Source organism: Collimonas sp., assembly GCF_035566375.1.
GTDB lineage: Bacteria > Pseudomonadota > Gammaproteobacteria > Burkholderiales > Burkholderiaceae_D > Collimonas.
Genome location: NZ_DATMRK010000009.1, coordinates 48,569 through 60,909 on the forward strand (window position 1 = coordinate 48,569; position 12,341 = coordinate 60,909).

General features: G+C 55.7%; 13 protein-coding genes. 11 read left to right on the forward strand and 2 right to left on the reverse strand.

Annotated features, from left to right (window positions below; translation table 11 throughout):
- The first annotated feature begins 191 nt into the window (after positions 1–191).
- The 6 genes from ribBA (at position 192) to maiA (ending at position 5,277) form a co-directional block, all read left to right on the forward strand.
- Positions 192–1,304, forward strand: a complete 1,113-nt coding sequence (gene ribBA, locus VNZ60_RS01785) for a bifunctional 3,4-dihydroxy-2-butanone-4-phosphate synthase/GTP cyclohydrolase II (protein ID WP_325656590.1) — start codon at positions 192–194, stop codon at positions 1,302–1,304.
- A 114-nt stretch (positions 1,305–1,418) separates the two neighbouring features.
- A complete protein-coding gene (gene ribH / locus VNZ60_RS01790) occupies positions 1,419–1,904 on the forward strand; it encodes a 6,7-dimethyl-8-ribityllumazine synthase (protein WP_325656592.1) in 486 nt (161 codons plus the stop codon).
- A gap of 123 nt (positions 1,905–2,027) precedes the next feature.
- The gene (gene nusB, locus VNZ60_RS01795) at positions 2,028–2,498 is read left to right on the forward strand and encodes a transcription antitermination factor NusB (protein ID WP_325656594.1); all 471 of its coding nucleotides are present in this window, start codon (positions 2,028–2,030) and stop codon (positions 2,496–2,498) included.
- A gap of 136 nt (positions 2,499–2,634) precedes the next feature.
- Positions 2,635–3,813, forward strand: coding sequence for a pyridoxal phosphate-dependent aminotransferase (locus tag VNZ60_RS01800; protein ID WP_325656596.1), 1,179 nt, complete (start codon positions 2,635–2,637; stop codon positions 3,811–3,813).
- An 89-nt stretch (positions 3,814–3,902) separates the two neighbouring features.
- Positions 3,903–4,598, forward strand: a complete 696-nt coding sequence (locus tag VNZ60_RS01805; protein ID WP_325656597.1) for a fumarylacetoacetate hydrolase family protein — start codon at positions 3,903–3,905, stop codon at positions 4,596–4,598.
- 16 nt (positions 4,599–4,614) lie between these two features.
- Positions 4,615–5,277, forward strand: coding sequence for a maleylacetoacetate isomerase (gene maiA / locus VNZ60_RS01810; protein WP_325656599.1), 663 nt, complete (start codon positions 4,615–4,617; stop codon positions 5,275–5,277).
- Positions 5,278–5,348: 71 nt separating this feature from the next.
- On the opposite strand, the gene VNZ60_RS01815 is transcribed toward maiA, so the two are convergent.
- A complete protein-coding gene (locus tag VNZ60_RS01815) occupies positions 5,349–6,962 on the reverse strand; it encodes an FMN-binding glutamate synthase family protein (RefSeq protein WP_325656600.1) in 1,614 nt (537 codons plus the stop codon).
- Positions 6,963–7,185: 223 nt separating this feature from the next.
- Here VNZ60_RS01815 and VNZ60_RS01820 point away from each other — a divergent pair, with 223 nt between their 5' ends.
- The 5 genes from VNZ60_RS01820 to VNZ60_RS01840 all read left to right on the forward strand — a co-directional run bounded on the left by VNZ60_RS01820 (position 7,186) and on the right by VNZ60_RS01840 (position 11,613).
- Positions 7,186–7,398 carry a CsbD family protein gene (locus tag VNZ60_RS01820; protein WP_325656602.1) on the forward strand — a complete coding sequence of 71 codons (213 nt, stop codon included), beginning with the start codon at positions 7,186–7,188 and terminating at the stop codon, positions 7,396–7,398.
- 59 nt (positions 7,399–7,457) lie between these two features.
- The gene (locus VNZ60_RS01825) at positions 7,458–8,009 is read left to right on the forward strand and encodes a hypothetical protein (RefSeq protein WP_325656604.1); all 552 of its coding nucleotides are present in this window, start codon (positions 7,458–7,460) and stop codon (positions 8,007–8,009) included.
- 228 nt (positions 8,010–8,237) lie between these two features.
- Entirely contained in the window at positions 8,238–8,870 is a 633-nt protein-coding gene (locus VNZ60_RS01830; RefSeq protein WP_325656606.1) for a response regulator transcription factor, read from the forward strand.
- 115 nt (positions 8,871–8,985) lie between these two features.
- The gene (locus VNZ60_RS01835; protein WP_325656608.1) at positions 8,986–9,414 is read left to right on the forward strand and encodes a response regulator; all 429 of its coding nucleotides are present in this window, start codon (positions 8,986–8,988) and stop codon (positions 9,412–9,414) included.
- A 135-nt stretch (positions 9,415–9,549) separates the two neighbouring features.
- Positions 9,550–11,613: a PAS domain-containing sensor histidine kinase gene (locus tag VNZ60_RS01840; RefSeq protein WP_325656610.1), complete on the forward strand. Its 2,064-nt coding sequence runs from the start codon at positions 9,550–9,552 to the stop codon at positions 11,611–11,613.
- A gap of 33 nt (positions 11,614–11,646) precedes the next feature.
- Here VNZ60_RS01840 and VNZ60_RS01845 read toward each other — a convergent pair whose 3' ends face one another.
- Complete coding sequence (locus VNZ60_RS01845; protein ID WP_325656612.1) at positions 11,647–12,087, reverse strand: universal stress protein; 441 nt, start codon at positions 12,085–12,087, stop codon at positions 11,647–11,649.
- Positions 12,088–12,341: the final 254 nt, after the last annotated feature.

The window sequence follows — 12,341 nt, forward strand, 5'->3', positions numbered from 1 at the left end:
GTAAAACATTTTCAGTCTGCTAAATCCTTTAAAATAGCCACCTCTGGTTTATGTTTGATTTATCAGGGCCGCCCAGCAGCGGCCCATAGTCCATAAACCGCAACTTTCACAGCACGATTTATAGCAAATACCAGCTGGCCGCAGGCTGCCCATAAGGCGCTTTCCGGACCCGCTTATCTTCAAGGCGAAACATGTCAATTGCAACTACAGAGGAAATCATTGCCGAACTCCGCGCCGGGCGCATGGTGATTTTGGTGGATGAAGAAGATCGTGAAAACGAGGGCGACCTGGTGCTGGCCGCCGATTTTGTGACGCCAGAGGCGATCAATTTCATGGTGAAATATGCGCGTGGCCTGGTATGCCTGACCTTGACCGAGGAACGCTGCGACCAGCTCAACCTGGGCATGATGACCAGCCGTAACGGCACCGCCTACGGCACCAATTTCACGGTATCGATCGAAGCCGCCGAAGGCGTCACGACCGGTATCTCGGCAGCTGACCGCGCCCGCACCATCCAGGTGGCGGTGGCGGCGGACGCCAAGGCTGGCGACATTGTGCAGCCGGGCCATATTTTCCCGATCAAGGCGCGCAAGGGCGGCGTGCTGATGCGCGCCGGCCATACCGAAGCGGGCTGCGATCTGACAGAAATGGCGGGTTTGACGCCGGCTGCAGTGATTTGCGAAATCCTGAAAGAAGACGGCACCATGGCGCGCCTGCCGGACTTGCTCGAATTTTCCAAGGAACACGGCTTGAAGGTCGGCACCATCGCCGATCTGATCCACTATCGCGGCCAGCACGAAAGTATCGTCGAACGGCTGGCCGAACGCACCACCCATACTGCACAGGGCACCTTCAAGACCATCGCCTATCGCGATACGCCAAGCGGCGGCGCTCATCTGGCCTTGCTGCATGGCGAACCGTCACCGGATGTGGAGACGCTGGTGCGGGTGCATCAACCGGTCTCTATCCTGGATCTGCTGGAAACCCAGGCCACCAATCATTCCTGGAATATGGCGTCGGCCCTGGCGGCAATCGCCGCTTCGCCCTGCGGCGTGGTGGTATTGCTCAATTGCGAAGAATCGGCTGACCAGATATTTGCCAAGTTTGCCGCGCTGGAAGCAGCGTGCAGCGGTGTCAAACCGCCGCCGCCACGGGTCGATTTGCGGACTTACGGCATCGGCGCACAGATTCTGAAAGATCTCGGCGTCGGCAAAATGAAATTGCTGGCCAGCCCGCGCAAGATGCCTTCGATGACCGGTTATGACCTTGAAATCACCGGCTATCAAAACAAACCGAATGCTTGAAGAGTTGGATGCTGTAGCAGTGTTTGTTGTAATGAATTTTTGTAACGAATTTTTGTAACGAATTTTTGTAACCCAATTAGTAGATAAGCGCCCAGTGCGTATAAGAGGAAAGCCATGACAGTCGGAATTTACGAAACCAATCTGGATGGTGCAGATTTGCGCATCGGTATTGTGCAAGCCCGCTTCAATGAAGATGTCTGCCACGGGTTGATCTCGGCCTGCCTGGCTGAACTGAAGCATCTGGGCGTCGCGGATGAAGACATCTTGCACGTCACCGTGCCGGGTGCGTTGGAAATCCCGCTGGCGCTGCAGAAGATGGCAGAGACCATGCAGTTCGACGCGCTGATCGCGATCGGCGCCGTGATTCGCGGCGAGACCTACCATTTCGAACTGGTCTCCAACGAATCCGGTGCTGGCATCAGCCGCGTCGCCCTGGACTCCGGCATCCCGATTGCGAACGCCGTATTGACCACCGAGAACGACGAGCAGGCTGAAGTGCGGATGGAAGAGAAGGGTACCGACGCCGCGCGGGTAGCGGTGGAGATGGCCAATCTGTCCATCGCGCTGGAAGAATTGGCGGAAGCCACCAGCGAAGAATAAGATGTTGTGACAGGCAAGGCGTCGCCGATGCCTTGCCTGGTATTTTATGTTTGAACGATCTACAGGCTGGCGCTCAGCTTGACTCAGGCCGAGCGCTAAGCAGATAAACCAGCTGGAAAAACTATGACTAATAAAACTTTGCACGCCAATCCGAGCAAGAGCCGCACGCCACGTCACCGCGCGCGCGAATTCGCGTTGCAGGGCCTGTATCAATGGCTGTTGAACAACGAAGACGTGACCGCCATCAGCGAAAACATCCGCCAGGCGCACGGCTTCGACAAGGCTGACGCCGAGCATTTCAACTCGCTGCTGTACGGTGCGATCAAGGATGTGAGCACTTTACGCGCCGGCCTCGAACCCTTGATCGACCGCAAGATCAGCGAGCTGTCGCCGGTGGAACACGCGGCCTTGCTGATCGGTGCTTTCGAGCTGCAAAACCACGTCGAGATTCCTTATCGCGTGGTCATCAACGAAGCGGTCGAACTGACCAAGTCATTCGGCGGCATCGATGGCCACAAATATGTGAACGGCGTACTGGATAAATTTGCCGCCAAAGCGCGCGCGACCGAAATCGGCGCCGGTAAGAAATCCTGAGTCGGCAATCAATGTAGACGGGACACGGATGCTGTGCGCGTATTTATGTTGTGATTGCGCATCGATGCCGGTTCCGTGTTTCAGGTGAGGCGTGCATCCGGTAACCGGGAGCGCCCCGCCATTCGGAAAAGTATTCATGACATTCTCGCATCTGGCTTCACGCCTCGACAACATCGCACCCTTTCATGTGATGGAGCTGGCAAAAATGGCGGCAGCGCTGGAACAGCAAGGCCGCCACATTATCCACATGGGTATCGGCGAGCCCGATTTCACCGCAGCGCCGCTGGTGATCGAAGCTGCCGCCAAGGCCATGGCCGACGGCAAGATGCAATACACCTCGGCCACCGGCTTGCCCGCTTTGCGTGCGGCGATCTCGGCGCATTATCGGCAGGTATTCGGCCTGGATATTGATCCTCAACGGATAGTCGTCACCGCCGGCGCTTCCGCCGCTTTGCTGCTGGCTTGCGCTGCACTGGTGGAAAAGGGCAGCGAAGTACTGATGCCTGATCCATCCTATCCTTGCAATCGCCACTTCGTCGCCGCCTTCGACGGCCAGGCAAAAATGATTGCCAGCGGCCCGGACCAGCGGTTTCAGTTATCCGACCAGATGGTGCAGCAACACTGGAGTGAAAATACCCGTGGCGTGCTACTGGCGTCGCCGTCCAACCCGACCGGCACCTCGATTCTGCACAGCGAACTGGCCAAGATCATTGCCACTGTGCGCAGCAAAGGCGGCTTCACCATCGTCGACGAAATTTATCAAGGCCTGAGTTATGACAGCGAACCGTTTTCAGCGCTGTCGCTGGGCGACGACATTATCGTCATCAACAGTTTCTCCAAATATTTCAATATGACCGGCTGGCGTCTCGGCTGGCTGGTGTTGCCGGAATCACTGGTGACGCCGATTGAAAAGCTTGCGCAGAATTTGTTCATCTGCCCCTCGGCGATTGCCCAGCACGCGGCGCTGGCCTGTTTCGAACCGGATTCGCTGGCCTTGTATGAGGCGCGCAAGAGCGAATTCAAGCGGCGTCGCGATTACCTGGTGCCAGCCTTGATCGAACTGGGTTTCAACGTGCCGGCAATGCCGGATGGCGCGTTTTATGTGTATGCGGATTGCAGCCCTCTGCTCAAGGATGACGGCGACGCCGACAAACTGGTCAAGGATATCCTGAATCAGGTCGGCGTCAGCATGGTATCCGGCCTGGATTTCGGTCCGTACACCGCGCAGCACTATATTCGCCTGTCGTATGCGACTTCGATGGAAAACCTGCAAGAAGCGGTGCGTCGCCTGGGTCAGTTTCTTGGCAAGAATTAAGTTTGGACATTGTTCGCTGCTGGAATCTCGGTAGCAATTCCGGCGGTACTTCCGGCAGCACTTTCGACGCTATTGAAAAAGGAGCTTACATGCACTTCGTTTTTCCCCCTCAACCGGCAGCAGCAGTGCCCATAGCTGGCAGTGATCAATTGTTTCCAGTGCATCGGATTTATTGCGTCGGCCGCAATTACGCCGAGCACGCCAAGGAGATGGGCAGCAGCGGCCGCGAGGCGCCATTTTTCTTCATGAAGCCGGCCGACGCGGTGCTGCCGGTTGCGCACGGCAGCATAGGCGAGATGCCTTACCCATCCATGACTCAGGATCTGCATCACGAAATCGAACTGGTGGTGGCCTTGTCTAGCGGCGGCAAGAACATTCCGGCAGCGCAAGCTGTCAAGCATATCTGGGGTTATGCAGTCGGGCTCGACATGACCCGCCGCGATTTGCAAGGCGAGGCCAAGAAACTGGGGCGGCCATGGTGTACCGCCAAAGGATTTGATTATTCCGCGCCGATTTCTGCTATCCATCCAGTGGGCGCGACGGGCATCATCGAGCAAGGCGATATCCACCTGAATGTGAACGGCACATCACGCCAGCACGGCGATATCAATCAAATGATCTGGAACATCGCCGAAACCATCGAGCAGTTGTCCGCCTATTTTGAATTGCAGGCCGGCGATCTGATTTTTACCGGCACCCCGGCTGGCGTTGCCGCTGTTGGCAAAGGCGATCTGCTGGAAGGATCGGTTGCCGGTGTCGGCGATCTGCGTGTACGTCTGGTTTAAGTCTGGGTAAACATCGATGAAACTATATAGTTATTTCCGCAGCTCAGCTGCCTATCGGGTACGGATTGCACTGAATCTGAAGGGCATGTCTTACGACATCGTGCCGGTGCATTTGCTGAAACACGGCGGCGAGCAATTGAGCCAGATGTACCGGAGCTTGAATAGCGACGGCCTGGTGCCGACCCTGGTCGATGAAGACGCTGTCGGCGGCCAGGCAGTGCTGACGCAGTCATTGGCGATCCTGGAGTATCTGGAAGAAATCCAGCCTGCGCCTGCCTTGCTGCCATCGGCTGCGCTGGACCGGGCTTTTGTGCGCAGCATCGGCCTGTCGATTGCCTGCGACATCCATCCAGTAAATAACCTGCGCGTGTTGCGCTATCTGGTGCATGAACTGAAGGTCGATGAAAGCGCCAAGAACGCCTGGTATCGCCATTGGTGCGAAAGCGGCCTGGCAGCGTTGGAGATCACGCTGGCACGGGATAACCGGAGCGGCAAGTTCTGTTTTGGCGATACGCCGACCTTGGCCGATTGTTGCCTGGTGCCGCAGATTTTCAATGCGCAGCGCCTGAAATGCGATCTGTCAGCGATGCCGACCTTGATGCGCATTTACCAGAATTGCCAGGAGTTGGATGCATTTATCAACGCAGCGCCGCAAAATCAGCCGGACGCCGAGGCCTGAAACAAAGCCCCAAAAAAAGCCAGGGTACGCAACCGCCCTGGCTTTTTTTCCTGTTTTTCCTATTTTTCCTATTAGACGCCTGATCCGATCGGCGCTGCCGGGTGAAAGCTTTCCGCGCGCGCGATCGGCCAGTATTTCTCAAATACCGGATAGCGATAATTCTGCTTCAGCAAATCCCCTGGCTGCAGATAAGACAGTAAGTCAGACATCAGTTTCACCTCATGGTCCGAAGTCCGGCGCACAATGTGATGCGCGCGCAGCGCCGAGGCGTGCGGCAAGCCCGCGGCTTGCACCAGCTCTTGCAGCGCGTGCAAAGTGCTTTCGTGGAAGCGATACACACGTTCGGCCTTGTCGGGCACCACCAGCGCTTTCTGACGGCCCAGATCCTGGGTCGCAACGCCGGTCGGGCAACGGTCGGTATGGCAGCTCTGCGACTGGATGCAGCCCAGCGAAAACATGAAACCGCGCGCCGAGTTGCACCAGTCGGCGCCGATCGCCAGCGTGCGCGCCAGGTCGAAAGCGGTAATCACTTTGCCGCTGGCGCCGATCTTGATGCGGTCGCGTAATCCGGCGCCGAGCAAGGTGTTATGCACCAGCAGTAAACCTTCCTGCAAGGGCATGCCGACATGATCGACAAACTCCAACGGCGCGGCGCCGGTACCGCCTTCGGAGCCATCCACCACGATGAAGTCAGGCAGGATGCCGGTTTGCAGCATGGCTTTGACTATGCCGAAAAATTCCCAGGGATGGCCGACGCACAGCTTGAAACCCACCGGTTTATCGCCCGACAGCGTGCGCAATTTATGGATGAATTCCAGCAAGCCGACAGGATTCGAAAACGAGGAATGGGTGGCGGGTGAGATGCAGTCGACGCCCATCGGCACACCACGCGTTGCCGCTATTTCCGGCGTGATCTTGGCCGCCGGCAGCACGCCGCCGTGGCCAGGTTTGGCGCCTTGCGAAAGCTTGACGGTGATCATCTTGACTTGCGGCGAAGTGGCTTGCGCCACGAATTTCTCTTCGTTGAAGCTGCCGTCCCCATTCCGGCAACCGAAGTAGCCGGAGGCGATTTGCCACAGCAGGTCACCGCCGAATTCGCGATGATAAGGCGAGATCGAACCTTCGCCGGTGTCGTGCGCGAAACCGCCTTTCTTGGCGCCGCGATTCAATGCGCGAATCGCGTTGGCCGACAGCGCGCCGAAGCTCATTGCAGAAACATTGAAGACCGACATCGAATACGGCTGCGCGCGTTCAGCGCCGACCGTGACGCGGAAATCGTGGCTGGCGATGATGGTGGGTGACAGCGAGTGGCCGACCCATTCGTAGCCACGCAGTTTGACATCGAGCTCGGTGCCGAACGGCCGGCTGTCGACTTCGCCTTTGGCGCGTTGGTAGACCAGGCTGCGCTCCTTGCGCGTAAACGGCGCGCCGTCATTATCGCTCTCGAAAAAATACTGCCGCATTTCGGGGCGGATCATTTCAAACAGAAAACGGAAATGCCCCATCAGCGGATAATTGCGCAGGATTGCGTGGCTGCGTTGGTTCATATCCCAGATGCCCAGTAGCGTCAGCAGGCCGGGGATCAAGGCCCACCACCAGCCCATTTTTCCGGCCGCAGCGCCGGCGGCAAGCAGCAAAGTCAGCAACAGCACCGCCCAGAAGCTTAGGTAACGACTGACTCTCATGATTTCTTCCTTTTAAGACATGTGATTGCCGATGCACTGCCGATTTACTTATCGAAAACCGCATCTGACAGTAGCAAGCCGACAATTTTACACATTGATGGGGAGCTCCGTGCTGGCAACCGTTTCCGCTTGTCCTACAAGGCAATCGGTTGCTGTCCTATAGCGTCCGATGGCCGCATCTGGTTAGTATGAAATCACACCCGTTACCGTCAAGGAGTACGAAATGAACTGGGACACTATTCAAGGTAATTGGAAACAGTTTAAAGGCAACGTGAAAGTACAGTGGGGCAAGCTGACCGACGACAAACTGGACCAGATTGCCGGCAAGCGCGATCAGCTGGTCGGCAGCATTCAGGAAGCCTATGGCGTCAGCAAGGATGATGCTGAAAAGCAGATTCGCGAATTTGAAGAGCGTCACAAAGATCATCAATTCTGAGTCTCTGATTGCGCCATGCTCTGGCAGCAATTCCCATATATCGGATAAAGGACATTGATATGACTATTAAAAAAATCACCGCCGCCATGCTGTTCTGTATTGCCGGTTTTAGCGGCGCCTCTCTGGCGCTGGCGGCAGACGGCGCCAAGGCTAGCTATAAGGCGGCAGAAGATGTGGCCGATGCAACCTACAAGGCAGATACGGCAAAATGCGAAGACCTCAGCGGGAATGGCAAGGAGGTGTGCATCAAGCAAGCCAAGGCCACCCGCGAACACACCCGGCAAGACGCCAAAGCCGAGTATAAAAATACGCCCAAAGCCTTGTCTGATGCGCGTAAATCCGAAGCCGACGCTGACTATGCGGTAGCTAAGGAAAAATGCGATGCGCTGGCAGGCAATGCCAAGGACGTCTGTGTCAAGCAAGCCAAGGCAGACGAAACCAATGCTGTAGCCAATGCCAACGTTCAGAAGGATGTTTCCAAGGTGAAGGCCGACGCCAGGGAAGAACGGGCCGATGCGCGCTATAAGGTGGCGTTGGCCAAGTGCGATGGGTTGGCAGGTACTGCGAAAGAAGACTGCGTAACCGTAGCCAAGGCTGAACTCAACAAATGAACGGGATACGCCTGAGCCGCCTATCTGTCAACCAGGGTTGAAGCTTGGAGTCGAAGCGGCGCCGGTTGGCAGATAAAATATCGTACAGAGTTGGGGGGGAGTAGGTTTCACACTGAATTTGTTTACATTGAAGGCAGTCGGCCGCACACTAAACATCACACGCTGGCTACAGTCTGAGCAGGACGATGACAGCGCCTGATAACTTATCCGATTGCGACAGTTGAATAGATGATAAAAATTCTGGTGGTTGACGATCATGCTGTAGTCCGCGCTGGCGTCCAGTACTTCGTAGCCGATATTCCGGAAATGGAGATCAGCGGCGAAGCCGCCAATGCGCAGGAGGCGATCCGGCTGATTCGCTCGCAGGAATATGACATCGTGCTGCTTGATATCGCGATGCCTGACAAGAGCGGAGTTGAGGTGTTGAAACAGATCAAGCGCGAAAAGCCGAAGCTGCCCGTGCTTATCTTGAGCATGCACCCGGAGAGTCGTTATGCAGTGCAGGTATTGCGTAGCGGCGCCGACGGCTATGTGCAAAAGGAGGCGCTGGCAACGGAATTGGTGAAGGCCATCGATACCATATTGCAAGGGCACAAATATATCAGCTATGCGGTCGCCGAATTGTTGACGGCTGATCCCGCCAGCAATGCAAACGCGCCCTTGCATGAATCCCTATCGGCGCGCGAGTATGAAATTTTCTACAAGCTGAGTCAGGGTGAAGCAGTGACGAAGATTGCAGAGGAACTGTGCCTGAGCGTAAAAACCGTCAGCACTTATCGCACACGGGTGCTGCAAAAAATGAGCATGACAAGCAATGCAGATATTATTTATTACGCGATCAAGAATAATTTGATCGATTAGATGACGATTAGACGAAGTGATCACATCGTGTATAAAATCTGTCAATCGCGACTGCCCGATCCGGCGTCATGTATGAATTGAAGCGAGGGATGTTGCTAGCTTGTTGTCAACCACTATGGATCATACAACCGCCTCCAATATAGCCAAATCCAGCGCCGCGCCGTTGCGGATTTTTCTGGTGGAAGATTCAGTGGCTGTAAGGGATTTGATGATTGACACCTTGGGCGAAATTCCAGGTGTGGTGTTTGCCGGATTTGCGGAAGACGAAGTTGATGCATTGAAAAAAATCGATGCTGAATCTTTTGACGTGCTGATTCTGGATATTGAGCTCAAGCACGGCAATGGCATGAGTCTGTTGCGTACTTTGGCGGAATCGCACAAGCCGCTGAATTCCTTGAAAATCATCTTCAGCAACAACGTCAGCAACGTTTTTCGACGCGCCGGCGAGAAATACGGTGTGCGTTTCTTCTTCGACAAGAGTTCGGAATTTACCAAATTGCGCGACTTGCTCGCAGCTTTGGGTACAGGGTTGGCCGAACATTGATTCAGTAAAATCTACCCGCTGGCGTCCAGCGGGTTTTGTGTTTTCATGGTTTATTTTTTAGTCACCAGGATGAACTTTAATCGCCAGGAGGAGCCTGAGTAGCGTACTGATCGACACGATTTTCCTGGAGGCGACTTGACAAAAGACAGCGACGACGCAGGGCTAGGCAATCCGCATTACCAGGATTTGCTGAAGGCGCGCGCGCTGGAAAGCCTGGCTGCCACCCAAACCTATGTGACGCGCACCACCATAGCAGCGATCATTGTGAGTGTGTTGCTGATGGCAGTTTCTGCACTGCTGCTGATTGCCAGCGCTTACCAGATTCCTCTGCCGCTTCCGAGCTCGCAGTTATCGCTCATGTGGCTCAACACCGCCGCCGGCTTTCTGTTGGCTAGCTGCAGTCTGTTGCTACAGTGCCTGGCGTACGGGCCGCAGAAAGTGATTCGATTTCTTGCGCAGGTGCTAGCTGTTTTACTGTTGTTGTTTGCCGCCGCCGCGATTTTTCATGAAACCTCTGGCAGTGCCGGCTGGCTCGACGTGCTCCTTACCGCGCTGGAGCCGCATCCAGGCTTGCAATATCCGAACGGCTTGCATCCGATGGTCGCGATCGGTTTTGTTTTTTGCGGACTGGCTCTGCTCCTGCTCGATCATCGCAGTAAAACAGAAAGCCATCTGGCCGAATCCCTCGCAATTTCCCTTATTTTTTTAAGCGCGATTCCGCTGCTGGGTTATCTGTACCACGTCTCGGCAATGACCCAGATGGTTTACGCTACCAGTATTCCCTGGCTGTCCGCAGTCGCTTTTTTGCTGTTTGGCGTAGCGCTGCTGATGGCGCGTCCGCATCAACGCCTGATGGCGATCATCACCCGTCATGCGCCCGGCGGGCAGATGCTGCGCCGGTCCTTGCCGCCAATGCTGATCTTGCTGGTTGCGCTGCATTGGCTGGCAGATTGGGGCGCGCGTCAGAATTTTTACGACCGTACCTCGGTTCCGCCTTTGCTGACCTTGATCGATGGCGTGCTGGTGCTGTTCATTTTCTGGCGCGCCGCCGGCAAGGTCGATCGCGAGTACGCAGCGCGCTTGCAAAGCGCCGCCGAGCTGGCGGAAGCCACCGCGTTGCTGATTGCGGTCAGCGACAACACCAATGATCCAATTTTCGTGAAGGATCGCCAAGGGCGCCTGATTTTCGCCAATCCGGCTTACCTGCGCCGGCTCGGGTTGACCTGGCAGGACGCCAGATATCGCCGCAGCCGCGAACTGTTCCAGCGCGAAGAAGACGCCGAGCGGATCGATCGCGACGATATGCGCATCATGAGCGGTCTGGTTTCGGAAACGCTGGAGCAGACGGTGCAACTGCCAGGCGATATGGTGACTTTTCAGACCACCAAAGCACCGTGGTTCGACCAGCAGGGGCAGGTCATGGGAGTGGTCGGCATCGCCACTGATATCAGCGAGCGCAAGCGCGCCGAGGATTCGCTCAGACAGCGCGAACTGGAACTGGAGCGCACCATCGCGCAGCGCACTGCCTTATTGCGCGAACTGGCCAACCACATGGAAACCATACGAGAAGAAGAGAAGCGAGCGATTGCGCGTGAGCTGCACGACAATATGGGGGCGTCCTTGACCGCGCTGAGCATGCATCTGGAAGGTGTCTACAAAATCCTGCCGGCCGATGAACACTGGCAGAATCGCCAAGCCCAGATGCAAACCTTGCTGCGCTCACTGGTGGCGACCACGCGCCGGATTCAAACCGAATTGCGGCCGAACATGCTTGATCTGTTTGGATTGAAGGCGGCAATTCTGGAGCAGCTGGAAGATTTCGGCCAGCGCACCGAGATCGTCTGCAAATCCGATCTGCCGGATGAGGACATCACGATTGACCATAAAATCGAAATTGCGGTATATCGCATGTTGCAGGAAATTCTGAACAATGTGTCCAAGCACGCCCAAGCCAGCCAGGTTGAGGTGATTCTCGATATTGACGAGGACCGGCTGGCATTGACCGTGCGCGACAACGGCATCGGCATGTCGCAGCAGCGTTTTGAAAATACCGCCACCCACGGTCTGCGCGGCTTGCATGAAAGAGCAACTTATCTGGGGGGGAAAGTCCGTTTTGCGGCCGGACCAGGTGAGGGCACGACGGTGGTGATCGAATTGCCGGTATTCGCGCAAACCTCGGCCGCTGAACCTAAAGCCTAGTCTGCCAGGCTGGAAGCACCAGCCCGGTGCAGCTTACGGCGGGCAGGGATCGGTCGCCACGAGTACGCTGCAAGGCACTTTTTCGACCAGCAAAGCGTCCACCGAACCGCGCCACCAGCGGGTTGCCAGCGGTTTCTTGCGCGAATGGCCGACGATTACCAGGTCTATCCCCAATTTGCTGACCAGATCGCTGATCACATTGACGGGTTCGCCGCTTTCGAAGTGATCGATAGCCTTGAGACCGGCGTCGGTGAGTAATTTGTGGCCCTTGATCAGCTCTTGTTCCAGCAAGGTTTTTTCAGCCCTGATGGCAGATTCGGCGACAAATTCGCCTGCCATCAGATAGGTGGCAAGATTGATCACCCCCAGCAGATGGACCTCGACTTCGGGGCCGGGCGCCAGCTGAATGCAGGAATACAAGGCAGAACGGCTCTCGGGCGTGCCATTGTAGGCGACGAGAATTTTCCGGTACATATACCCTCCTGAAAATTGTGTTGGCAATAATCTCCGCTTTCATCATAGCTTAGACTGGGTTGGCGAACCAGCGGCCATTTCGGTATTTGCAATGTGGTTTTGCGCCGGCGATTTTGCATGATGAAAAATGGATTTTTAGATTTTTCTTATGCTGTTTTTCCCCCGGCACTGAATACTGCAAATTAGCGTCGGCTTATCAAAAATCGCTGAAACTACGTCACTATTGCACTATGCGGCACTATAAAAGTAGACTA